The organism is Arthrobacter sp. HY1533, assembly GCF_027568515.1.
Classification (GTDB): domain Bacteria; phylum Actinomycetota; class Actinomycetes; order Actinomycetales; family Micrococcaceae; genus Specibacter.
In genome coordinates, this window is the sequence record NZ_JANKZF010000026.1 from 1 (window position 1) to 22,132 (window position 22,132).

At 65.8% G+C, this 22,132-nt stretch carries 21 protein-coding genes; 13 read left to right on the forward strand and 8 right to left on the reverse strand.

Annotated features, from left to right (window positions below; genetic code table 11):
• Nucleotides 1-110: 110 nt before the first annotated feature.
• The gene (clpB, locus tag PCK14_RS16215; protein ID WP_269939553.1) at nucleotides 111-2,726 is read right to left on the reverse strand and encodes an ATP-dependent chaperone ClpB; all 2,616 of its coding nucleotides are present in this window, start codon (nucleotides 2,724-2,726) and stop codon (nucleotides 111-113) included.
• A 149-nt stretch (nucleotides 2,727-2,875) separates the two neighbouring features.
• On the opposite strand from clpB, the gene PCK14_RS16220 reads away from it, so the two are divergent.
• The 6 genes from PCK14_RS16220 (at nucleotide 2,876) to PCK14_RS16245 (ending at nucleotide 8,070) form a co-directional block, all read left to right on the forward strand.
• Nucleotides 2,876-3,655 carry a MerR family transcriptional regulator gene (locus tag PCK14_RS16220; protein WP_269939554.1) on the forward strand — a complete coding sequence of 260 codons (780 nt, stop codon included), beginning with the start codon at nucleotides 2,876-2,878 and terminating at the stop codon, nucleotides 3,653-3,655.
• 320 nt (nucleotides 3,656-3,975) lie between these two features.
• Complete coding sequence (locus tag PCK14_RS16225) at nucleotides 3,976-4,722, forward strand: ankyrin repeat domain-containing protein (protein ID WP_269939555.1); 747 nt, start codon at nucleotides 3,976-3,978, stop codon at nucleotides 4,720-4,722.
• Nucleotides 4,723-4,761: 39 nt separating this feature from the next.
• Nucleotides 4,762-5,673: a DUF4031 domain-containing protein gene (locus PCK14_RS16230; RefSeq protein ID WP_269939556.1), complete on the forward strand. Its 912-nt coding sequence runs from the start codon at nucleotides 4,762-4,764 to the stop codon at nucleotides 5,671-5,673.
• Nucleotides 5,674-5,682: 9 nt separating this feature from the next.
• Complete coding sequence (locus PCK14_RS16235) at nucleotides 5,683-6,132, forward strand: ASCH domain-containing protein (RefSeq protein WP_269939557.1); 450 nt, start codon at nucleotides 5,683-5,685, stop codon at nucleotides 6,130-6,132.
• Between the two features lie 146 nt (nucleotides 6,133-6,278).
• Nucleotides 6,279-6,938, forward strand: coding sequence for a pentapeptide repeat-containing protein (locus PCK14_RS16240; RefSeq protein WP_269939558.1), 660 nt, complete (start codon nucleotides 6,279-6,281; stop codon nucleotides 6,936-6,938).
• A gap of 148 nt (nucleotides 6,939-7,086) precedes the next feature.
• Entirely contained in the window at nucleotides 7,087-8,070 is a 984-nt protein-coding gene (locus PCK14_RS16245; protein WP_269939559.1) for an aldo/keto reductase, read from the forward strand.
• Between the two features lie 11 nt (nucleotides 8,071-8,081).
• Here the strand turns inward: PCK14_RS16245 and PCK14_RS16250 are convergent, their stop codons facing one another.
• Nucleotides 8,082-8,555: a hypothetical protein gene (locus tag PCK14_RS16250; RefSeq protein WP_269939560.1), complete on the reverse strand. Its 474-nt coding sequence runs from the start codon at nucleotides 8,553-8,555 to the stop codon at nucleotides 8,082-8,084.
• Nucleotides 8,556-8,701: 146 nt separating this feature from the next.
• Here PCK14_RS16250 and PCK14_RS16255 point away from each other — a divergent pair, with 146 nt between their 5' ends.
• From PCK14_RS16255 to PCK14_RS16265, 3 genes are all read left to right on the forward strand, one after another.
• On the forward strand, nucleotides 8,702-9,910 hold the full coding sequence (locus tag PCK14_RS16255) for a sensor histidine kinase (RefSeq protein ID WP_269939561.1): 1,209 nt from the start codon (nucleotides 8,702-8,704) through the stop codon (nucleotides 9,908-9,910).
• Nucleotides 9,907-10,533, forward strand: a complete 627-nt coding sequence (locus PCK14_RS16260; RefSeq protein WP_269939562.1) for a response regulator transcription factor — start codon at nucleotides 9,907-9,909, stop codon at nucleotides 10,531-10,533. Before PCK14_RS16255 ends, PCK14_RS16260 begins: the two co-directional genes overlap by 4 nt.
• 93 nt (nucleotides 10,534-10,626) lie before the next feature.
• The gene (locus PCK14_RS16265) at nucleotides 10,627-12,228 is read left to right on the forward strand and encodes a sialidase family protein (RefSeq protein ID WP_269939575.1); all 1,602 of its coding nucleotides are present in this window, start codon (nucleotides 10,627-10,629) and stop codon (nucleotides 12,226-12,228) included.
• A gap of 21 nt (nucleotides 12,229-12,249) precedes the next feature.
• Here PCK14_RS16265 and PCK14_RS16270 read toward each other — a convergent pair whose 3' ends face one another.
• Both PCK14_RS16270 and PCK14_RS16275 read right to left on the reverse strand, forming a co-directional pair.
• Complete coding sequence (locus tag PCK14_RS16270; protein WP_269939563.1) at nucleotides 12,250-12,759, reverse strand: PspA/IM30 family protein; 510 nt, start codon at nucleotides 12,757-12,759, stop codon at nucleotides 12,250-12,252.
• Nucleotides 12,760-12,768: 9 nt separating this feature from the next.
• Complete coding sequence (locus PCK14_RS16275; protein WP_269939564.1) at nucleotides 12,769-13,344, reverse strand: hypothetical protein; 576 nt, start codon at nucleotides 13,342-13,344, stop codon at nucleotides 12,769-12,771.
• A gap of 155 nt (nucleotides 13,345-13,499) precedes the next feature.
• Between PCK14_RS16275 and PCK14_RS16280 the strand changes: the two genes are divergently transcribed.
• The 3 genes from PCK14_RS16280 to PCK14_RS16290 are packed head-to-tail and all read left to right on the forward strand — an operon-like array spanning nucleotide 13,500 to nucleotide 14,760.
• Nucleotides 13,500-13,901: a YccF domain-containing protein gene (locus tag PCK14_RS16280; protein WP_269939565.1), complete on the forward strand. Its 402-nt coding sequence runs from the start codon at nucleotides 13,500-13,502 to the stop codon at nucleotides 13,899-13,901.
• Nucleotides 13,902-13,945: 44 nt separating this feature from the next.
• Nucleotides 13,946-14,179 (forward strand): hypothetical protein, encoded by a 234-nt coding sequence (locus tag PCK14_RS16285; protein WP_269939566.1) that lies wholly within the window; start codon nucleotides 13,946-13,948, stop codon nucleotides 14,177-14,179.
• Nucleotides 14,179-14,760 (forward strand): HutD/Ves family protein, encoded by a 582-nt coding sequence (locus PCK14_RS16290; RefSeq protein ID WP_269939567.1) that lies wholly within the window; start codon nucleotides 14,179-14,181, stop codon nucleotides 14,758-14,760. Before PCK14_RS16285 ends, PCK14_RS16290 begins: the two co-directional genes overlap by 1 nt.
• A gap of 142 nt (nucleotides 14,761-14,902) precedes the next feature.
• On the opposite strand, the gene PCK14_RS16295 is transcribed toward PCK14_RS16290, so the two are convergent.
• The 3 genes from PCK14_RS16295 to PCK14_RS16305 form a co-directional block, all read right to left on the reverse strand.
• Nucleotides 14,903-15,589, reverse strand: a complete 687-nt coding sequence (locus tag PCK14_RS16295; protein WP_269939568.1) for a response regulator — start codon at nucleotides 15,587-15,589, stop codon at nucleotides 14,903-14,905.
• Entirely contained in the window at nucleotides 15,576-16,931 is a 1,356-nt protein-coding gene (locus PCK14_RS16300; RefSeq protein WP_269939569.1) for a sensor histidine kinase, read from the reverse strand. Before PCK14_RS16300 ends, PCK14_RS16295 begins: the two co-directional genes overlap by 14 nt.
• Nucleotides 16,932-17,270: 339 nt before the next feature.
• Nucleotides 17,271-18,953 carry a DEAD/DEAH box helicase gene (locus tag PCK14_RS16305; protein WP_269939570.1) on the reverse strand — a complete coding sequence of 561 codons (1,683 nt, stop codon included), beginning with the start codon at nucleotides 18,951-18,953 and terminating at the stop codon, nucleotides 17,271-17,273.
• Nucleotides 18,954-19,308: 355 nt separating this feature from the next.
• On the opposite strand from PCK14_RS16305, the gene trmB reads away from it, so the two are divergent.
• A complete protein-coding gene (gene trmB / locus PCK14_RS16310; protein ID WP_269939571.1) occupies nucleotides 19,309-20,253 on the forward strand; it encodes a tRNA (guanosine(46)-N7)-methyltransferase TrmB in 945 nt (314 codons plus the stop codon).
• Between the two features lie 45 nt (nucleotides 20,254-20,298).
• On the opposite strand, the gene PCK14_RS16315 is transcribed toward trmB, so the two are convergent.
• Nucleotides 20,299-21,822: a polysaccharide deacetylase family protein gene (locus PCK14_RS16315; protein WP_269939572.1), complete on the reverse strand. Its 1,524-nt coding sequence runs from the start codon at nucleotides 21,820-21,822 to the stop codon at nucleotides 20,299-20,301.
• Nucleotides 21,823-22,132: the final 310 nt, after the last annotated feature.

Below are 22,132 nucleotides of genomic sequence, written 5' to 3' on the forward strand. Positions count from 1 at the left end.
AACCCCGGCCCCCGGGCCTGGCACCGGGTATCAACCCGGGCCCCCCCCCCGGGGCCACTTTTGTCCCGGCACCGACAGCAGTGCGCCGCCATCCCGGCGGCTGCCAGCTGCTACATCCGGCTCACGGTCAGGCCGGCGCTGGACGCCGAGTCCATGTCCAGCTCGTCGAAGTCGGCGGCCGTGTCCACCCGGACGGTGTCGCCGTCGGTGATGTTGCCGGCCAGGATTTCCCTGGCCAGGCGGTCGCCGATCTGGCGCTGGACCAGGCGGCGCAGCGGGCGTGCCCCGTAGGCGGGGTCGTAGCCGGTGAGGGCCAGCCACGCCTTCGCAGCATCGCTCACGTCCAGGGTCAGGCGCCGTTCGTGCAGCCTGGAAGCCAGCGCCTGAACCTGCAGGTCAACAATCTTCGACAGCTGCTCCACGCTCAGGGCATCAAACATGACGATCTCATCGAGCCGGTTCAGGAACTCCGGCTTGAACGAGGACTCCACCACGGACATGACGGCCGCGTGCTTCTGCTCCTCGTTCAGTGAGGGGTCCACCAGGAACTGCGAGCCGAGGTTGCTGGTCATCACGATGATGACGTTGCGGAAGTCCACGGTGCGTCCCTGCCCGTCGGTGAGCCGTCCGTCGTCGAACACCTGCAGCAGGATGTCGAAGACCTCGGGGTGGGCCTTCTCCACCTCATCGAGCAGCACCACGGAGTACGGACGACGGCGCACGGCCTCGGTGAGCTGCCCGCCCTCGTCGTAGCCCACGTATCCCGGAGGGGCGCCGACCAGCCGCGAGACCGAGTGCTTCTCCGAGTACTCGCTCATGTCGATGCGGATCATGGCGCGTTCGTCGTCGAAGAGGAAGTCGGCCAGTGACTTGGCCAGCTCCGTCTTGCCAACGCCCGTGGGCCCAAGGAACAGGAAGGATCCCGTGGGACGGTCGGGGTCGCTGATGCCCGCCCTGGCGCGGCGCACGGCGTCGGACACGGCCGTCACCGCGGAGGACTGGCCGATCAGGCGCGAGCCCAGGACCTGCTCCATCTGCAGCAGCTTCTGGCTTTCACCTTGCAGCATGCGCCCGGCGGGGATGCCGGTCCAGGCCGAAATGACCTCTGCGATGTCGTCCGCCGTGACCTCCTCGGCCACCATGAGCTCGGGCTTGTCGATGGACTCCTCCTCGGCGGCGGCCGCCTCCAGCTCGCGCTGCAGGGCCGGCATTTCGCCGTAGAGGATCCTCGAGGCCTGCTCCAGGTCGCCGTCGCGCTGGGCCTTGTCGGCCACGGAGCGCAGCTCATCCAGCTTGGCCTTCAAGTCACCAACCCGGTTCAGCCCCGCCTTTTCCGCTTCCCAGCGTGCGTTGAGCCCGGCCAGTTCCTCCTTCTTGTCGGCCATGTCGGCGCGCAGCGCTTCCAGGCGTTCAATCGAGGCGGGATCGCTTTCCCCGCTCAGGGCCAGCTCCTCCATGGTCAGCCGGTCAACGGCGCGGCGCAGCTGGTCGATCTCCTCCGGTGCGGAGTCGATCTCCATGCGCAGCCTCGACGCGGCCTCATCCATCAAGTCGATGGCCTTGTCCGGCAGCTGCCGGCCGCTGATGTAGCGGTTGGACAGCGTGGCGGCGGCAACCAGGGCGGAGTCCGCGATGGCCACCTTGTGGTGGGCCTCGTAGCGTTCCTTCAGGCCGCGCAGAATGCCGATGGTGTCATCGACGCTCGGCTCGCCCACGAAAACCTGCTGGAATCGGCGCTCCAGCGCCGGGTCCTTTTCAATGTTTTCGCGGTACTCATCCAGCGTCGTGGCGCCGATCAGGCGCAGCTCGCCGCGGGCCAGCATGGGCTTGAGCATGTTGCCGGCGTCCATGGCGCCCTCGGAGGCACCCGCACCAACCACTGTGTGGATCTCGTCAATGAAGGTGACGATCTGCCCGTCGGAGGCCTTGATTTCCTCCAGGACGGCCTTCAGGCGCTCCTCGAACTCGCCGCGGTACTTGGCACCGGCCACCATGGCGGCCAGGTCAAGGCTGATGAGCGTCTTGCCGCGCAGGGACTCGGGCACGTCGCCGGCCACCATGCGCTGGGCCAGGCCCTCCACGACGGCGGTCTTGCCCACGCCGGGTTCGCCGATGAGCACCGGGTTGTTCTTGGTGCGGCGGCTCAGCACCTGGACCACGCGACGGATTTCGCTGTCACGGCCGATCACGGGGTCAAGCTTGCCGGAACGGGCAATGGCTGTCATGTCCACGCCGAACTTTTCCAGCGCCTCGAAGGTGTTCTCGGGATCGGGCGTGGTGACCTTGCCGTCGCCGCGCACGGTGGGCAGCGCGGCATCGAGCGCGGCCCGGGTGGCACCGGCCTTGCGCAAGGCACTTCCTGTTGCTCCGGCGTCGTCCGCCAGGCCCAGGAGCAGGTGTTCGGTGGAGACGTAGCTGTCCCCCATGCGCTCGGCAACCTGCTGGGCGGCCTGGACCACCATGAGGGTGTTGCGGCTGAGCTGGGCCTGGGCCACGGAAGTGCCGGACGACGACGGGAGGTTGCGGATGGCGGCACTGGCACCGACACTGACCTCATCGGGGTCGACCCCGGCGGCCTTCAGCAGCGCCACCGCAACGCCCTGGCGCTGGTCCATCAGGGCCTTGAGCAGGTGGGCGGGCTCGACCGTGGGGTTGCCGGCGGTCGATGCGTTCATGGCGGCGGCGGAAAGAGCCTCCTGGCTCTTCGTGGTGAACTTGGCGTCCAAGAGAGATCCTTTCTTTGGGCGTTGACGTTGTGGGCGACTCATGGCCTGCAAAGTTGAGTCTACTACGCTCAACTTACGAATTGGGGAAGTTATTCCCTCAATTTTTTCTTGTTGACATTGACGCAACGTCAACCTTTAGAGTTCTTTGCATGAGCACCGAAGAGAACCCGGCGGACTGGTCAATCCAGCACATTGCGGCGCTGGCGGGCACCACGAGCCGCACCCTGCGGCACTACGACACGATCGGCCTGCTGGCACCGAGCCGAATTGCCGGCAACGGCTACCGGCACTACGACCAGCAGGCCCTGGTGAGGCTGCAGCGGATCCTGCTGCTGCGCGAACTCGGGCTGGGACTTCCGGCCATTGCGGAGGTGCTCACGGCGGAAACCTCCGCAACGGATGCCCTGCGCACGCACGTGGAGTGGCTGCGGGGCGAGCAAGAAAGGCTGGGGCGGCTGATCGCCTCGGTGGAGAAGACCATTTCTGCACAATCACAAGGAGGAAGCATCATGGCCAAGGACATGCTTGACGGATTTGACCACACCGCACACAAGGATGAGGTGGAACAGCGCTGGGGCAAGGAGGCATATGCACGCAGCGATGCGTGGTGGCGCGGCATGGATGCCTCGGAGCAGGCAGCCTGGAAGGGACGCGTTGCGGAGTTGGGCAGTGACTGGATTGCCGCCTTTTCCAGCGGCATTGCGCCGGAATCCCCCGATGCGCAGGAGCTGGCGAGGCGCCACGTTGAGTGGCTTTCCTCGATTCCGGGCACTCCGGCAGCCACGGCAGGCGGCGACGTGCGCGGCTACGTTCTGGGATTGGCGGAAATGTATGTTGCAGATCCGCGTTTCAGCGCCAACTACGGCGGCACCGAGGGTGCCAGCTTTGTCCGGGACGCCCTGGGCACTTACGTGGAAAGGGAACTGTAGGCATCGTTGCGGCACATTCCACGATTCCCTGGCCCTCCGCCAAAAGGATGATTTTTCGCACCGTCCCGGTGGATGCCATGAGGTGGCCGCCTCAAAGAGGATGGAAACAGCGCAGCTCGCAGTCACGGGCTGCGCTGCTTGGGGCTACACGCGGAGGAAAGGTGCCAAACACTATGCAGATCAAGTCACACTGGAGGATGGTTGCGCTCGTCGCGCTGCCGCTGGCATTGGCGGGATGTGTGGACCAGCCTGCACCGCCGGCCACAACAGTTCCGGTCCAGGGTTCCACCGCGCCGACACCAACAATGGAAGCAACAGCCATGCCTACACCCACCCCGACCGTGCCAGGCAATCCGGGCCTGGACCAGGCACAGCTTGACGCCCAGCTTCGCGAGGCGGCATGGGCGAACGACGTCGAGGCCGCCGGGCGGCTCATTGCCTGGGGCGCCAATGTCAACGCGAAGGACGGCACAATGCAGTCCCCCTACCTGATTGCCACGAGTGAGGGATCCGTGGAATTCCTGCGCCTGACGCTGGCCCACGGTGCCAATGTCAAGGATCTGGACAGCTGGAACGGCACCGGCCTGATCCGGGCCGCGGAGCGCGGCCACTGGGAAGTCATCGGTGAATTGATCCAGGCAGGCGTCCCGCTGGACCACGTGAACCGGGTGGGATATCAGGCCATCCACGAGGCCGTCTGGTTTGGCCGCGACGATGCGAGCTATCACGCGACCGTGCGGGTGCTTGTGGCCGGGGGCGTCCAGTTCAACGTTCCTTCGGTGAACGAGGGCCTCACCCCCGCGCAAATGGCCGCCAGCAAGGGCTTCCCCGGGCAGTCGGCCGTATTGGCGGCCCTCACCCAGGCACCAGTTCCGACGGACCCTGCCGCCGCCCTCCTCGCAGCCGCCAAGTCGGGGGATGCCAATGCGGCCACCCTCGCGCTCCGCGCCGGGGCAAACCCCGGCCTGCAGAATTCGGACGGCAAGACACCGCTGGAGGTCGCCGAGGCTGCCGGAAACGTGCAAGTTGCCCAGCTTGTCGGCGCCCTCTGCACGGCCTGCCGCTGACAGGCCGGCACGGGCGGGCGCCTGCGTAAACTAAGGGCCATGATCTTCATCGATCCGCCATTTTGGCCCGCGCACGGGACAGTGTTCTCACACTTGATCTCCGACACCTCCGTGGCGGAACTCCACGCCTTTGCCGCGGCCCACGGCGTCACGGAACGGGCCTTCGACCTGGACCACTACGACGTTCCAGAACGGTTGTATGCCGAGCTCGTGGCGGGCGGCGCAGTGCCGCTCTCGGGCAAGGAACTTGCCCGCACCCTGATGGCCTCCGGGTTGCGCATCAAGGCAAAGTACCGGGTGAAGTCCGTGGCGTCGGTGCTGGAACTGCGCTGGAACGCCTTGATGCCCGGCGAGCCGGAACTGGGCGCTGAGCTGCTGGACCGGTGGAACGAATCCCACCGCCACTACCATTCGGCGACCCACCTTCTGGCGGTCCTAGAGGCACTGGATGCGCTGACGGGACGCAGTGTGCCCCGCACCGTGGCCTTGGCGGCATGGTTCCATGACGCCGTCTACAACGGGACGGCCACCGACGAAGAGGATTCCGCAGTTTTGGCACAACAGTGCCTAAAAGATCTACTGCCGCCTGATGAAGTCGCGGAAATTGCCCGCCTGGTCAGGCTGACAGCAAGCCACTCCCCCGCATCCACGGACAGCGGCGGTCATCTCCTGTGCGACGCCGACCTTGCCATCCTGGGCTCCCCCGCAGACGGCTATGCCCGCTACATTGCGGGGGTTCGGCAGGACTACGCCCACGTTTCGGAGGGCGACTTTGCCAAGGGCAGGGCAGCAGTTCTGCGCCAGTTGCTGGACCTGGATCCACTGTTCCACACGGAAAGGGGCCGGGAACTGTGGGCTGCCCAGGCGCAGGAAAACCTCAGTGGTGAACTGGCCAGAATCCTCGACCGACCCGGCCGTTATGGCACGGACGGGCCAAAAAGGGGACGTTAGGCTGGCTGCATGGACCCCAATGACCTGACCAGCTGGCCCGAATTCGCTGCCCTGCCCCTCGGCGAGTTCGCCTTTCCGGGACCATTGCGGGACCAGCTTGTGGCCGCAATTCTGGACGGATCCAAAACCTCCACCACGGCCACGCTCATTGAGTTCGAAGTGGAGAAGGAGGAGCTTCCCCGTGCGGGCAGCAGGGAAGTGGTGGTGGACTCCGCCGGCAGGGGCGTGGCTGTCATTGAGCTGACTGAGGTCCGCACTTCACGTCTGGCGGAGGTGGACCTGCAGCATGCCGTTGACGAGGGCGAGGGCTACACGTCCGTGGCCCAGTGGCGGGCGGGCCATGAGGAATTTTGGCACTCGCCCGAGATGCGGGATGCCATGGGTGACCCGGGGTTCACCGTGGAAGACACCACCATGCTGGTGCTGCAGCGCTTCAAGGTCATTGCCCGCCTGCCATAGCCACAGCAGGCGCCGGCCCGTACGGCGGTTGCTGGGCCCACTTCACCCACGTGGCCGTCGCCGAGTACCGCACCCTTCACCTGGGAACTTCGACCCGCAATAGTTATCAGAATTCTCCTGCCGGCGCAGCCGGATAATCTGGGGGCATGGCTTCGAAGAATGCACCCCGCGCACCCCGGCTCACTCCCCTGGACCTGCATGACCTGGTGGACAACGACGACGCCTTCTTTGGCCCGGGCGACACCTACGACGGCCAGCGTTTTGACCGGCCATCCTTTGACAACGCCAACCTGACCTCCACCGATTTCCTCGAATGCGAGCTCAACGGCCCCACCCTCAACGAGGCGGAACTGCGCGGTGTGCGCTTCCGCGGCACCGTGCTCAACGACAGCTTTGCCCCGGTCCTGACGGGCGCCCGGACCAGCTGGCGGGACACGGAAATCACGTCCCCCCGCTGGGGTTCGGCCGAACTGTACGACAGCAGCTGGCAGTCGGTGCGGATCGACGGCGGGAAGATTGACTTCCTGAACCTGCGCGCCGCCAAGATCATCGACCTGCAGATCAGCGACGCCATCATTGGCGAGCTGGACCTCGGCGGGGCCAACATCAACCGGATGGCACTGAAAAACTGCCGGATCGGCACGCTCGACCTGCAGCAGGCCACGCTGAAGGACCTTGACCTGCGCAGCACCGACTTCCGCACCCTCAACGGCATTGGTTCCATGGCCGGCGTCGTGGTTGACGACTACCAGCTGGGACTTCTGGCCCCCATGCTCGCGGCGCACCTGGGCATCACCGTCGCCTAAGCCGCGCGTCCGCCAGCACTGCCAGCGAACTGCCAGCCGCGCACCCCTTGTCCTGCGCACCCAATTGCAGGAGCATTCTTCATGAATCCACCCGCCAGAACCCCTCCCCGCGGGGCGAGCCGGCATCCACACGGAAGGCAGGAACACCATGAAGACCATGAACTTGGGCAGCCAGGGCCTGGAAGTTTCCACCGAGGGCCTCGGCGCCATGGGCATGAGCGCGTTTTACGGACAAAGGGACGACGTCGAATCCTCCGCCACGCTGAACCGCGCCCTTGACCTTGGGGTCACGTTGATCGACACCGCCGAAATCTACGGGCCGTTCCTCAATGAGCAGCTCATCGCCCAGGCGATCGGGCACCGCCGTGACGAATATTCACTCGCCACCAAGTTTGGCAGCGAAGTCAGCGACGCCGGCGAACGCGGCCCCGTGAACGGAAGCCCGGCCTATGCGCGCAGGGCCCTGGAACGTTCCCTGCGCAACCTGCAGACCGAGACGGTGGACCTCTACTACCTGCACCGGGTGGACCCCCACACGCCCATCGAGGAAACGGTCGGTGCCATGGCCGAGTTCGTCAAGGAGGGCAAGGTGCGTTACTTGGGCCTGTCCGAGGCCGCTCCGGAGACCGTCCGCCGGGCCCATGCAGTCCACCCCATCAGTGCCCTGCAGACCGAATACTCCATTTTTGAGCGCGAGCCCGAGGGCAACGGCGTACTCGACACCGTCCGCGAACTCGGCATCGGATTTGTGGCCTATTCGCCGCTGGGCCGCGGCTTTTTGACCGGCAAGATCAGCACCCCGGACGATCTGCCGGAGGGCGACTGGCGCCGCACCTTGCCCCGCTTCACACCCGAGAACCTCTCGGCAAATCTGCAACTGGTGGGGCGGATCCAAGAACTGGCCAGAGCCAAGGGCGTCACCGCAGGCCAGCTGGCCTTGGCCTGGGTGCTGGCCAAGGGTGTGTGCGCCATCCCCGGCACCAAGCGCCGAAGCTACCTTGAGGAAAACGTGGCGGCGGCGGACCTCGAGCTCTCCCTGACGGAGCTGGCCGCGTTGGATGCAGCCGCGCCGGCTGGTGGCACCGCCGGCACACGGTACGACGAGTTCGGGCTGAAGTCCGTGTACAAGTAGGGCCGGCGGAGCTAGCGGACCAGCGTGACCCCCATGGTGGCCAGCACCCCAAACGCGGTGCCCCACAGGATAATTGAGATGACCTGCCACAGGATCACGGCATTCTTGGGTGCACCAAAGGAGATCATGGCCACCGAGGTGATCTGGCTGGGCAGGATGGTGGGCCCCACCAGGCTGACTCCCGCCACACCGAACTTGTCGAACGCTGCCCGCAACTTGGCCCGTCGCGGCGTCATTTCCTTCGGCGTCTTGCCCGCGGAAACCTTGGCCCTCACACCATGGGCGGCCAGCACAAAGACCAGCAGCGAGACAATATTTCCCACCACGGCCGCGGCAATGGCAAGCACCGGGTTCACGCCGGACACCACTCCCAAAACGGCACCAAAGTAGGACTCGACGAAGGGGATGGCCGCGACCAGCAGCACCCCCAGCCACTGAAACATCGGGGGAAGGGACGTGGTGAAGGCCTGCAGTGACTCGATCATGGTGGCTGCTCTCTCTACTGATGGTTTGTTGTTGCTTCAATCCTTCCGCACCCTCCCCCGCCGGCACAGTGCGCCCCTGTCACCAGTTCCCCGTGCGCTTTTGCATGCCCGTCCATGACAAATGTCATTGCCCTAGACTGAAGCCCATGTCCGCACCCGCCACCCCAGAAATTCCGCACCCTTCCGCCAGCCCGGGCCGGAGCGTGCGCACCACCTGGACGTACACCTTGGGCTCAATAGTCTTTGTCCTGGCGGTTCTGGACGCCATGCTTGTCAGCCTGGTGCTCGAGGGCTTCACGGCCGGGAACGACGCCGGCTCCTGGCTCCTGCTCGCGGCGCTCCTGCTGTCCGTGGCAACCCAGCTGCGCTACTGCTGGTTCCTGCGCGCAGGCCTGGGCGGCGGCCTCCCCGGCGCGGGCTGGACTGTGGCCCTGCTGCTGCCCGCGGCCGCCGTGTGGGCCATGGGGTTCGGCAGCGCCGGCAGCTCACTTACGCATGCCGTTCCCCTGTGGCTGGCCTTCTCCCTGCTTGCCTGCCTGGTGCCGCCGCGGCTACGGTGGTGGGTCCTGGCCGCCGGCTTGGGCCTGGCGCTCCTGCCCGCCGCGCTCCAGCAGGGTGCCGCCCAGGTGGCGGGGGCCTTGCCGGACGACGACGCCTCCCGCATGCTGCTGGTGTACGCCGCCCTGACGCCGTTCATGGTCATCACGAGCCTGTGGTGGTGGCGCGTCGTGGTCGAACTGGACAGGCACCGGCTTGCTGCCGGAGAACTCGCCGTGGCCCGGGAGCGGCTTCGCTTCGCGGCAGACCTGCACGACATCCAGGGCCACCACCTGCAGGTCATCGCCCTGAAGTCCGAGCTCGCCGAACGGCTCCTGACCAGCAACCCCGAGGCGGCACGTGAAAACATTCACGAGACCCGACTGATCGCCAAACAGGCCCTTGAGGAAACCCGCTCGCTGGTGTCCGGATACCGGTCGGCATCCCTTGAAAATGAGTTGGAAAACGCCCGCGAGGTGCTCTCGGCAGCCGGCGCCAGTTGCGAACTGCAGCTGGCGCCCGTCCCGGCTGATCCCGCCACCCACAAGGCACTGGCCATGGCCGTGCGGGAGGCAACCACCAACATTCTGCGGCACAGCGATGCCACGGCAGCCTCCATCACGGTGGCCGCAACGCCGTCGGGGGTGTCCCTGTCGATCGGCAACAACGGCGCCCCGTCCGCAGCTGCCGGCACGGGCACCGGCCTGCTCGGCCTGCGCGAACGGCTTGAAGCCCTGGGCGGCACACTTGAAACGACCCTGGACGGCGACCGCTTTGAGCTGGCTGCATGGGTCCCCAGCAAAGGAAACCTCTCATGAGCGTTGCACCAGGCACGGGCCGCATCCGGCTGCTGCTGGCCGACGACGAACACCTCATCCGCGGTGCCTTGGAGGCACTGTTGGGGCTGGAACCGGACATTGAACTGGTGGCCAGTGCGGACAACGGGCTCACAGCCGTGGAGCTGGCACAATCCACAACACCGGACATCTGCCTGCTCGATTTGGAAATGCCTGGCGCCGACGGGCTGGAGGCCGCCGCGCGGATCCTGGCCACCGTCAACACCCGGGTCATCATCGTCACCCGCCATGCCCGCCCCGGCGTGCTGCGCCGGGCGCTGGCATCGAAGGTCTCCGGGTTCGTCCCGAAGTCCACGCCAGCACAGGAGCTGGCCGTGGTGATCCGGGCAGTCGCGGCGGGCAAGCGCTACATTGACCCCGAGATTGCCGCTGCCGCACTGACGGCTGAACGCTCGCCGCTGACCGACAGGGAACTTGAGGCCCTGCGCGTCAGCCGGTCCACCACCAGCGTGGCGCAAATTGCACAGCAGCTGCACCTGGCCCCGGGCACGGTGCGCAACTACCTGTCCTCGGCCATGATGAAGCTCAACGCCGTTTCCCGGCATGAGGCCGCGGAGAAGGCATGGCAGCAGGGCTGGATCTAGGCACGGGCCACCCCGTCCGCCCGGCGGGCCACCCCGTCCACACAGTGGTCACACCCGGACACCCCGGCCCGGCAGGGCTAAGCTCTTGATGTGATGACACGTCCTACCTCTTCGGAATTTGTTCTTGCCCGCCGTGGTGTTGCCGGCCACCGCCAGTACCGCATCCCAGCCCTGGCCGTGTCCACCAAGGGCACCATCCTCGCCGCCTACGACGGCCGCCCCAATCTGGACGACCTCCCCAACCCGATCGACCTGCTGCTGCGCCGCAGCACCGACAACGGGCTCACGTGGGGGCCTCAGCAGACTGTCCGCACGGGATCTGGACTGGACGGCTACGGCGATCCCAGCCTGCTCATCGACACCGAGACCGGCCGCATTTTCATGTTCCACGCCGCCGGGACCCACGCAGGATTCTTCGAGGCTGCCCCGGGGCTGGAAGACCAGGACGCCATCCAGCACGCGGACCTGAGCTACTCCGACGACGACGGCGCCACCTGGGCGCACCGCCGGCTCACCCCCATGCTCAAGGGCGCAGGCGTTACAGGGCTTTTTGCGGCCGCCGGCGCCGGCATCCAAATCCACAACGGCCCGTTCAAGGGCCGCCTCGTCCAGCAGTTTGTGCTGCTGCACGAGGGCGAAATCAAGGCGGCCAGCGCCTACAGCGACGACCACGGCGAGAGCTGGACGCTGGGTGAATTCATCGCCGGCGCGAATGAAAACAAGGTGGTGTGCCGCGCTGACGGCAGCCTGCTGATGCACTCCCGCGCCACTCCGCACCGGCTCACGGCCGTCTCCACCGACGGCGGCCACCGCTACACCCCCGCCCAGCCGCACCTGGAGTTGCCGGACCCCAGCGACAACGGCTCCGTGGCCCGCTTCGACGGCCTCCCCAATGTGGCAACCCTGGCCGGGAAGGAGACGGATAACTGGCTCATCGCCACCCACAACCACGATCCCCTCCTGCGCCGCAACACCCTCCTGAAACTCTCGCAGGACAACGGCGCAAGCTGGCCATTCGCCGTCGAACTGTGCGGCGGAAGCTCGCAGTATTCCACGGCCGCGCGCCTGCCGGACGGGCGCATTGGGGTGCTGTACGAGCGCCAGGGCTACCAGGAAATCGTTTTTGCCACGGTGGATCCGCAGGAACTGATGGCCTCCCCCGCCGCAGCCTTGAGGCACGACGGCGGCACCTCCTACTCCGGTGGCGTCGCCCTGGACGTGGTGCTGCGTTCCATCACGCCAGGCCGGCCCGCCGTGTGGGAGAGCGTCGGGGACAGCTTTGTGCTCACGCAGACCGACGGCGACTGGGACCCGGCTGCTTGGAAGGAAGTGGGCCAGGGCTACTCCGAGGACGCCCCGCAGGTGCTGTCCAACCGCGAGTCGCAAGACTTGAACTACGGCGCAGTGGTGCCGGGCTACAAGACCGGGGACGTGCTGGCGTTTGCCGGTCGGGTTGCCAACGGTGGGACCGCTGAGGTTGAAGTGGCGGTGCATCTAGAGGGCGGAACAGCCGTCCTGGCACAGGAAACGCTGCAGCCGGGCGCCGTCCGCGGCTTCACGGCCAATGCCACCGTTTCCGCGGAGGATGTGGCGGCCGGCTCGCTGGCCGTGGCCTTCCGGCTGGACGCCGGGACAGGCACCGCATGGCGCCGTTTCGGCTTCGACATGGCAACAGGGGACGTCAGCGAGGACTGAGGCTGTTGCCGGGCCGGACGGCTACTGCTTGGGCTGCTTGCCGTCGAAGTCGTCCAGGGCGCGGGCGATGGACTGTTTGGCGTGGGCTGCCTTGTGGGTGGCCGTGAGGGTCTCGACCGTGACGCTGAAGCCTGCCGCCCGGGCCTGCAATTGGGTGAGGGCGTCCACCAGCATGGCCTCCTGCTCGGCCAGCGCGTCACGTTGGGACAGCAGGTCTGCCAGTTGCCCGCCCATGATGAGGTGGCGGTTCATCACGGACAGTGCGGCCGACTCGTCCCCGTCCACCCGGGACTTTTCCGCCTGCACCTCCAACGCAGCCATGGCCTTTTCAAGGTCCGAGGCCTGCAGGTCCAGCCGCTGCCGGCTCACGGAAACATCGGCCACGCCCCGGCGCATCTTTTGCACGGCGGCCTGCTGCTTGAGCCGGGCCTCGCCCAAGGTGAGCTGGCCGCCAGCGGAGGCATCGGCGTCGTGCTTTCCAGGGGAGGCCTTGCCGCCGAAGAGGCCCTGGATCCGGGCAATTAATCCCATGGCCGTGGCCTATTCGCCGCCGAGTTCGGTATAGGTCTTGGACCAGTTCTTGAGCATGGTCGCCTCGATTTCCAGCGTGCGGGTGAGGTCCTTCAGGTCAGCGCTGCCAGCCGGTGCGCCGGTGCTGGCGAGGGCGTTGCGGACGCCGGTGGCGGTCTTCGTGATCTGCTCCACCTGGACCCCGAGGGTTTTGGCGTAGACGGCCTGGATGGAGGCGTCGGGCTCCTGCTGGGCCACGAGAAGCTGGTGTTCCACCACGGTTCCGGCCTGCTCAAGGCTGGCAAAAATTGACTCGAGGTTGCCCGTGTACTGGCCCGTGCTGCGGGCAACGCCCAGTGAGCGGCGGGTCGCGTCGAGGGATTCCGCCAGGGCCACGCGCTGCTTCAGGATGGCCCCGACGGGGCCCACGCTGGTCTCGGCCCGGACCTTCAGGGCGCTGCGCTTGGCCGATTCAATCTTGGGCTTGGACATTTTTGCCAGGCCCAGGACGCCGCGGGACACCAAGACTGCCAGGGTGATGCCAACGCCGACAACGATGGCAATGATGACCAACACGATGATCAGAAAAACAGTGCCGATGTCCATGGAATCGCGGGATCCTTAGCCGTTGCGGGTGGGAGCTGTTGAAAATCAGCCTAGCACCGGGGCCTGCGCCGTTTCAGGGGCGCGGTTTGGCTTTCAGGGTAAATACAGGGGAATCCCTGACGCCTGTGCGGACGGCAACAGGGCACAATGGGGTCATGAAGACAATCCTGAATGTCATTTGGCTCGTTTTTGGCGGTTTCTGGCTGGCCATGAGCTACTTCCTGGCGGGCATTGTGTGCTGCGTCCTCATCATCACCATTCCGTGGGGCATCGCGTCCTTCCGCATCGCCGGGTACGCACTGTGGCCGTTTGGGCGAACAGTGGTGGACAAGCCGGGCGGAACGGGGATCGCCAGCACACTGGGGAATGTCATTTGGATCCTCGTGGCGGGCATCTGGATTGTCCTGAGCCACATCGGCACCGCCATCACCATGGCGATCACCATCATCGGCATCCCGCTGGCCATTGCGAACCTGAAGATGATCCCCGTTTCGCTCATGCCGCTTGGCAAGGAAATCGTCCCCACCAACCGCCCTTTCGCCAGCAACTACAGGTAGCCGCACGTTGAACAGCCGTGCCGCGGGCCGCGTAAGCTGGTGCCATGCGTAACAAGACCGACTGGCTGGACATTCTGGTCAACTTTGCCAGCTTCGCCGCCATGATCCTGGTGCTGACTTTTGTCCGGATCAACCTGCCGCTGAAGATCGTCCTCGCCTTCGCCGTGTCACTGGCCATCACGGGCGGCTGGTCGTACTACAAGCGCAAGCTCCGCCGTCGTCCCACGGACCTCAAGCGGCTGCACGTGTACAGCGAGAAGAACGCGGACGAAGACTGATGGACATCATCCGCTACGCCTCCCTCAAGCCTGCCCGCTGGGCCAACGGCGGCGGGGTGACCCGGCAGCTCGCGGCAGGCCCGGCCGGCTCCGGCGCCGATTGGGACTGGCGCATCAGCATCGCCGAGGTGGCCAAGGCCGGCCCGTTCTCGCCCCTGCCCGGCATCGACCGGATCATCACTGTCATCGAGGGCGAGCTCATCGCGCTGACCGTCGACGGTGCCGAACAGGCACTTGAGAAGTACCGCCCGTTCCGCTTTTCCGGCGACTCGGACACCTCCGCGAGCCTGCCCACAGGTGCACTCATGGACCTGAACCTGATGACCCGGCGCGGCGCCTTCAAGGGCTACGCGGCCATCATCGAGCTGTCCAAGAAACGCCCCCACCCTGTGTTTGCAGACCAATTCGCCGTGCTTCTGCAGGGTTCGGCCACCGTCTCCCCCGCCGCAACGGACGACGCCTCTTCCGTGGCTCCGGCCGCCGAGGCGCTGGGCAAGTTCGACACCGTGATTGGCTCGGAGGACGCCCCCGAGATCTCCGGCCGCGGCTTCCTCGCGGTTCTGAGCATCGACCCCGCGTAACTCGCTGTCCTCCCGCACGCTCCCGCACGTCGAGTCTGACGGAGCGGTGCCGAGACCGACGAAGAGCTACGTCTCTGTCGGCACTCTCCGTCAGACTCGGCGATTTTGGGCGCTGCCGCATTCCCATTTCACCCCTGACGGTTCACCGCAGCAGGCGGCGCTCGTAGGCAAAGGCAACCAGCTGAATGCGAGTCTTGAGCTCCAACTTGTCCAGGACGCTTCGCAGATGGGTCTTGACGGTTGCTTCCGAAACAAACAGGCTGCCCGCTATCTCGGCATTGCCCAAACCCTTGGCCGCCAGCAGAAAAACATCCCGTTCCCTGGCAGAGAGTCCGTCCATGGCTGCGAGATCCGGTCCTGCAGCGGGGAAAGAGCGGGCGGCGTGGGCAAAGAGGTCATGTATTGATCCCGGGGCGATGACTGAATACCCGGAATAGACGGTGCGAATGGCGGCCAACAGGAACTCCGGCTCCGCACTCTTGAGCAGATAGCCGCTGGCCCCGGCCTGCACTGCTTCAACAACGGCCTGGTCGCGGTTGAAAGTTGTCAACGCGATGATGCGTGGCTTGTCTGTTCCGCTTGCCCGGGATTCATCGACGATGCGTTGCGTTGCCGCAACCCCGTCCATGACGGGCATGCGCAAGTCCATGAGCATGACATCGGGACGAAGATTGGCTGCCAACGCCACGGCTTGTTCGCCGTCAGCAGCCTCCCCCGCCAGCTCCATGTCATGCTGGCTCTCAATGAGCATCCGTATGCCTGCCCGGAAAAGCTCTTGGTCATCGACCAGGGCCACCGTGATGCGGCCCGCCGCATCAGCCACGGACATCGCCCGCCTGTGCACCAGCGGCAAGGGCAGGCATCGAGTCTCCGGCAGGGTCGGAACCCACGGCGGCATGTGCCGTTGCGATTTCAGCAATTTGCGCCATGTCCCCGAGCTGACTCAGGTTGGCTTCGTAGGGAATGAGAACAGTAACCCTGAATTGTTGCCCGTCAGGTCCGGCAGTCAACCACCCGCCTGCCAAATGCGCCCGCTCACGCATCCCTGCAATGCCCCTGCCCGGGTGGGCAGTCCCCTTTTCCGCCGGATCGCCGGCCACCACGGTCTGGACGTCCGAGGAAATATGAAGCGTCAACCCCGGACCGCTCCAATCGAAGTGCACCCGAACAGCCGTGCCCGCCCCGCCGTGCTTGAGCGCATTTGTCAGGCACTCCTGCACGATCCGGAAGACGGCGACCTGGGCGCCCGTGGTCAGGTCCAGCGGATTCCCGGACTCGCTGTGGGTGATCCTGAGGCTGCCCTGCTGCATTCTTTCCAACAAGGGCAACACGTCGCTGAGCCGGGGAGCGGGAGCCGTCATGCCGCCGTCGTCCACGCCCTCGATGACCCGCTGGGCATCAACCAGCGCACTCCGGGCTGATCGCGAAATGTTCTCCAGTGCCGTCAGAACCGGCTTGGGCTGTTGTTCGCTGAGGTAGCGGGCACCGTCCGCCTGGGCGGCAATCACAGCCAGTGAATGGGCCAGGACATCGTGCAGGTCCCGGGAAATCCGCGTCCGCTCCTGCTCGATGATCAAGTCAACCTCCGTCTGCTGCAAGGTGGCCCGGGCCTGGTTGCGGTCCTGGAACAGCCCCCGTTTTTCCTCGTAGAGGGAGAGGACCAGGCCGGCAGCTGCGCAGCTCGCGGCAATGAGCAGGAACGGTGCCAGAAATTGCCAACCATGAGTCTCAAACATCACGGAATCACCCAGATAGGGGTAGTCGAACCAGCCCACGCCGGCGCCGTAGCGCCGTGACAACATGAGCACCATCATCACGGGGATGAAGAGCGCGTTGGCTACGCCCGAGCTGAGGCGTGCACGGCGGTTTCCGGTCCACTGGATGAAGCCCAAGGCGATGAAGGAACCGATGTAGATGGCCCAATGGTTCGGCTCCATGACAGGAATGACGTACATCAGCTGTCCGCCCAGCAAGGCTGCCACCAACCCCAGGGACACGTACGGCTTCCACACCGAAACGGCTATGGCTGCCGAAACGAGAACAAGCGGAATTGTTCCGTTCCAGGTGGGGAATCCGGGCCACGGCCCCATCCGGCCGGCTTCCGCCACGCACCAAAGCACCATGAAGATCGCTGCCGCCGCCGGGGCGCCCCAAATTCGCAAGACTTTCAAGAGGTTTTCCATGCCTGCAACACTAGCCACGGCCCGCATGGCCGGGCCGCCAATTGGGCACGATTCGCACCAAGTCCCGCCTGAAAGATGAACGGAATCATCTTTCAGGCCAGAGTCATCCCGTGGCCCGAGGTGCCTGTGTCCGTCTCCGATTGAGCTCCCGCGCCGAGTCTGACGATGAGGTACCGAGACCGACGAAGAGCTACGTCTCTGCGGACGCTTTCCGTCAGACTCGGCGAATCGGCAGACTCACAACGCACTTAACGCACGACGCCGGCACCCAAGTTGGGTGCCGGCGTCGTGCGCTAAGCGGAAGGCGTGGCCGCCGCTTGGTGAAGCTTAGCGGCTGCGGCGCTGGTTCGAGGCCGGGGCCGAGGCGCGGCGGGGACCGCCGGCGGAGCGTGCCGGGCGGGACTGGCCGCCACCGTTGGCGTTGAAGCTGCCACCGGAGGTGCCACCCGTGTTGGAGGACCAGGCAACGCTGGAGCCGCCGCCGGCCGACCGTGCCGGAGCACCCTGGCCGGCACCGCGCGGAGCGGAGCGGGGGGCGTCGTTGCTGTGGCCGTTGCCGCGGGCGGCACCGCCAGTGCGGCGACCGCGTGCCACGTCGCCGTCGCGGGCAGGACGGCCCTCGGCGGAACGTGCCGGACGGCCTTCACCTGAACGTGCGGGACGCTCGGTGGCGTCTGCCGAAACGCGTCCGCGACCACCGCGGCCGCCGCGGCCACCGGCCGTGGGGGCAGCACCGGAACGGGCGCGCTTGCGCTGGGCGTTTGCACCGGTGGAGGTGCCGCCGCCCTGTGCGGGCTGCTTGGATGCAAGCAGGGCTGCGCGGGTGCGCGGGTCAATCTTGTCGGCAACATCGCCCACGAGGGTGGCGATGACCGGGGAGCTGGTGGTGACGCGCTCGAAGTTCACGTCAACGCCGGCTGCCTTCATGAGCTTCTTGACGTCGCTCTGCTGCTCCGGAAGCGTCAGGGTGACAACAACGCCGTCGGAACCGGCACGGGCCGTACGGCCTGAGCGGTGCAGGTATGCCTTGTGTTCTGTGGGCGGGTCAACGTGGATGACCAGCTCGATGTCGTCAACGTGCACGCCGCGGGCGGCAACGTCGGTGGCAACCAGGACGCGCACGTCGCCGGAAGCGAACTCGGCCAGGTTCCGGTCACGGGCGTTCTGTGACAGGTTGCCGTGAAGATCGACGGCGGGGATGCCGGCGTCGGTCAGGGTCTTTGCCAGCTTGCGTGCGTGGTGCTTGGTGCGCATGAACAGGATGCGGCGGCCGGCGCCGGAGGCCAGCTCCACGATGACCTGCTTCTTGACGGTCTGGTCGTTCAGGACCAGGACGTGGTGTTCCATGGTGGAAACGGCGGCCTTGGGCTCGTCCACCGAGTGGGTGAGCTGGTTGGACAGGTAGCGCTGGACCAGCTTGTCCACGCCGTTGTCCAAGGTTGCCGAGAACAGCATGCGCTGGCCCTGCGTGGGGGTGGTGTCCAGCAGGCGCTTGACCACGGGCAGGAAGCCGAGGTCGGCCATGTGGTCGGCCTCGTCCAGGACAGTGATCTCAACGCTTTCCAGCGAGACGATGCGCTGCTTCATCAGGTCTTCGAGGCGGCCGGGGCAGGCGATGACAATGTCGACGCCGGCGCGCAGCGCCTTTTCCTGGCGGGCCTGGGAGACGCCGCCGTAGATCACGGTGGTGTTCAGGCCCATGGCCTTGGCCAGCGGCTCAATGGTGTTGTTCAGCTGGGTCGCCAGCTCGCGCGTCGGTGCAAGGACCAGGCCCATGGGGCGGCCGGGCTTGCGGAAGTAAGGGGCTTCGCGCTCGGCCAGGCGGGCAACGAGCGGGATGGCGAAGGCAATGGTCTTGCCGGAGCCGGTGCGGCCGCGACCCAGAACATCGCGACCTGCCAGGGTGTCCGGCAGGGTCTTGACCTGGATGGGGAACGCTTCCTCAATGCCCTGAGCGGCGAGTGAGTCAGCGATTTCCTTGGGCGCACCAAGGGCAGCAAAAGTTGTCATGTAAAGAGAGAATCTTTCGTAAGGCGGTTCAACGTCCCACGGGCAGTTTTGACCGCGGGTTCGCCGATTCAATGCCAGAGCGTGTCAACCGCGAATTGCTTGTGCAAAACCGTGCGGGACAAGTTGCATGCGTTCATCGACGCAGAATGCGCAATCATGCACATTAAGTAACCTCATTCTAGCAGCGGCACGACGCCGGACGGTCACGTTAGTGCCGCAACTCACCTTCGCGCCCCTCGAGTCCGCAGCAGTGGCTGCCTACAACGCTGAAAGCAGCCACTGCTGCGGACTCGCGGGCTGCGGGTCAGGCTGCGAGCCGTGGGGACAGGCAGGGAAGCCCGGTACCCTTAAAGGGATGAGCGAAAACCCAGCCTCCGCCCCCGAATCCCCCGCGACACCTGCCGACACGGCCGTGCCCGCCGAGCCCCAGGCCGCGGCGGAACAGCGCGCACCCCGCACCGAGGACGGCTCCGCCCGCCCCATCACACCGGGCAGCCAGGCCGCCGAGGGCACCTACCGCGCCCAGCCGGTCTCGTTCGTGCGGCGCGGAACGCGCCTCCAGGGCCGGCGCCAGAAGGCCTGGGAGGACCACTCCGACGCCTTGGCCGTTGACGTGCCGCGCCACATCGCCGACACCTCCGTGCACCCCGAATACGAATTCAACGCAGAAGAAGAGTTCGGCCGCACGGCACCCCTGGTGGTTGAGATCGGCTCAGGCCTGGGCGAGGCCGTGGTCAACGCAGCCAAGGCCAACCCGGACAAGGACTTCCTGGCCGTTGAGGTGTACACGCCCGGCCTGGCCCAGACCATCCAGAAGATTGTTGCCAACGAGCTCACGAACGTCCGCGTGGTTCAGGCCAACGCCCCCGAGGTCCTGAGCACCATGCTTCCGGCCGGCTCCGTCAGCCAGGTGTGGGTGTTCTTCCCGGACCCGTGGCACAAGACCAAGCACAACAAGCGCCGCATGGTGAAGGACACTTTTGCCCCGCTCGTGGCCCGTGTCCTGGCCCCCGGCGGCACATGGCGCCTGGCCACCGACTGGTCCACCTACGCCGAGCAGATGCTTGAGGTGGGCACGGCCTCGGCGGAGTTCAGCAACTTGCACACAGGCGAGCGCACCGGCGCCGACAGCCCCCTGACCCAGGCTCGCCTGAGCGGCGTCGACTGCGAACAGAGCGACGAGCCGGACACGGCCGGCGGCTGGGCCCCCCGCTTTGACGGCCGCATCCTGACAAGCTTCGAGAACAAGGCACACAAGGCCGGCCGGGTCATCTTCGACCTCGCCTTCCGCCGCAACTAGGCGTCGCAGCGGCGGCACCCTGCCGGCACACGCAACACAGGGGAGCTACCGGCCGGGCGTGCAGGGACTTGTTGTGCCACGGCAGAAATAGGCGCGGCCGTTTTGCAGTTCAATTCCCTGGAAAAGTTGCGGCACGGTGACCAGGTGGTAGCCCAGGCCCTGCAGGCTGGTGATCAACTGATCCTGCCCATCAACGGTGGTGGAGTGAATGTCATGCTGCAGGATGACAGCCCCGGGCTTTACGAGTTTGAGGATCTTGGGCAGAAACACCGCCTTGTCGCGGGACTGCCAGTCAAGGGAATCCACCGACCAGTCGATGATGGGCATCCCCGCAACGCTGTTGACCCGTGCATTGCTGGCTCCGTAAGGGGGTCGCAGGAAACCTGGATCCACCCCGGTCGCGCTCTTGATGACGTTCGAGGTGCCTTGGATCTCCGCCTGGACCGCAGCCGTGGAGAGCTTGGTCAGGTCGGGATGGCGCATGGTGTGATTGGCCAGGACATGACCTCCGGCAGCCACCGAGGCAGCAATCTCGGGGTGGGTGGCCACGTAGATCCCTTGTTCAAAAAAGGTTGCGTGGACCTTGTGCGCGGCCAGGATGTCCAACAGCCGTGCCGTTTGTTCGTTCGGGCCGTCGTCGTAAGTCAACGCCGCACACGGCACAAGATCGCAGTTGACGTGTTTCTGGCCTGCCGGAGCCGGTTTCAGTGGCATAAGCGGACGTGGCGCGGAAGCGAGTTGCTGCATCCGCCGGCCAAGATCCGACAGCAAACGGGTGCTGGATTTGGCAGTGACGTGGACCGTCACCGGGGCGGCCAGCGGGCGGCCGGTGACGGGGCTTACCGCCAGCGGCACCACAAGGTCGCCCTCCGGGCTGAAGGCGGCGCCACCAAGGAGCGTCCCTGCCGGTGGAGGTACAGCAGCCGGCGAGCTTGAGGCCACGGCGGTGCTGCCAGGTGACGGGCTGGCTGAAGGAGTGGAAGGTTGCGGCTTCTCTTCGATTGCCTCACCCAGGAGCTTGCGGATCTGTTCAATGCTGTCCTTGGCAACCAGCGCTGCCCCGGGCTCAACCGTTCCTGTGGACAAATCCGTGTATTCAGTGGTGACTGAGACTGTCGGCCCTGACCCGGGCACCATTTTCGACCGGGTGGTTCTTGTTCCCACCATGGCGTCGCCGGTGGCAATAATTTCGTGATCCAGCGTCAGGACTTTGTTCGACGCCGCCGCTCCTGCAGTGTCTGCCACGGACGGGTCGTAGCGTCCACCGGAATTCTGGTCAAGGATTCCCAACAGGCCGCCGTCGAGCCGGTTGTTGAAATTCTCGGCCCCATCGATGTAGATCCAGCGGGCCGATACAGGTGCGCTGGTTCCTGTGCGCAGCGATGTGGGCAATGCACCCGGGATCCCTGCCGGGTCCATGGCTGCCACCGGCTCCCCCACCACCGAGTTTGGCGGCGGCGGTGGCGGCAGCGGGCTGGGCGCGGCTTGTTGGGGCGCGATGCTGCAGGATGTCAGGGCCATGACCAGGACGGCGGTCAGAAGCGGTGCGCGGGCGGCAGTCGATGGCATGGTTGGTGGTTCCCCATTAAGAAAGGTCAAGATTTATCTCACTTCAGACTAGCAACGCGACGGCCGGTGTTTCGCCGGGGACCGCATTGGCGGTGAAGTTGCCGCGAAATTGTTCTTTTGTGACCGCGAGAATTGTTCTGCGGTGATGGCGCCGAAACAGTTGCGCACAGCCACGCCACGGCGGGGGCGCCTGCACGTCACCATGTGCGGCTTTACTGCGTAAGATTGATAGATGTGGTTCGCAATCCTGGGCCACCCCCAACCGACAGGTGGCATAGTTCCGTGACGCAATCCTCCGCGGGTTCCCGTT

Coding starts and splice junctions, on each gene's coding strand:
- PCK14_RS16220 (WP_269939554.1), top strand. CDS start 2,876: ATGAGCACCGAAGAGAACCCGGCGGACTGGTCAATCCAGCACATTGCG.
- PCK14_RS16225 (WP_269939555.1), top strand. CDS start 3,976: ATGCCTACACCCACCCCGACCGTGCCAGGCAATCCGGGCCTGGACCAG.
- PCK14_RS16230 (WP_269939556.1), top strand. CDS start 4,762: ATGATCTTCATCGATCCGCCATTTTGGCCCGCGCACGGGACAGTGTTC.
- PCK14_RS16235 (WP_269939557.1), top strand. CDS start 5,683: ATGGACCCCAATGACCTGACCAGCTGGCCCGAATTCGCTGCCCTGCCC.
- PCK14_RS16240 (WP_269939558.1), top strand. CDS start 6,279: ATGGCTTCGAAGAATGCACCCCGCGCACCCCGGCTCACTCCCCTGGAC.
- PCK14_RS16245 (WP_269939559.1), top strand. CDS start 7,087: ATGAAGACCATGAACTTGGGCAGCCAGGGCCTGGAAGTTTCCACCGAG.
- PCK14_RS16250 (WP_269939560.1), bottom strand. CDS start 8,555: ATGATCGAGTCACTGCAGGCCTTCACCACGTCCCTTCCCCCGATGTTT.
- PCK14_RS16255 (WP_269939561.1), top strand. CDS start 8,702: ATGTCCGCACCCGCCACCCCAGAAATTCCGCACCCTTCCGCCAGCCCG.
- PCK14_RS16260 (WP_269939562.1), top strand. CDS start 9,907: ATGAGCGTTGCACCAGGCACGGGCCGCATCCGGCTGCTGCTGGCCGAC.
- PCK14_RS16265 (WP_269939575.1), top strand. CDS start 10,627: ATGACACGTCCTACCTCTTCGGAATTTGTTCTTGCCCGCCGTGGTGTT.
- PCK14_RS16270 (WP_269939563.1), bottom strand. CDS start 12,759: ATGGGATTAATTGCCCGGATCCAGGGCCTCTTCGGCGGCAAGGCCTCC.
- PCK14_RS16275 (WP_269939564.1), bottom strand. CDS start 13,344: ATGGACATCGGCACTGTTTTTCTGATCATCGTGTTGGTCATCATTGCC.
- PCK14_RS16280 (WP_269939565.1), top strand. CDS start 13,500: ATGAAGACAATCCTGAATGTCATTTGGCTCGTTTTTGGCGGTTTCTGG.
- PCK14_RS16285 (WP_269939566.1), top strand. CDS start 13,946: ATGCGTAACAAGACCGACTGGCTGGACATTCTGGTCAACTTTGCCAGC.
- PCK14_RS16290 (WP_269939567.1), top strand. CDS start 14,179: ATGGACATCATCCGCTACGCCTCCCTCAAGCCTGCCCGCTGGGCCAAC.
- PCK14_RS16295 (WP_269939568.1), bottom strand. CDS start 15,589: ATGTCCGTGGCTGATGCGGCGGGCCGCATCACGGTGGCCCTGGTCGAT.
- PCK14_RS16305 (WP_269939570.1), bottom strand. CDS start 18,953: ATGACAACTTTTGCTGCCCTTGGTGCGCCCAAGGAAATCGCTGACTCA.
- trmB (WP_269939571.1), top strand. CDS start 19,309: ATGAGCGAAAACCCAGCCTCCGCCCCCGAATCCCCCGCGACACCTGCC.
- PCK14_RS16315 (WP_269939572.1), bottom strand. CDS start 21,822: ATGCCATCGACTGCCGCCCGCGCACCGCTTCTGACCGCCGTCCTGGTC.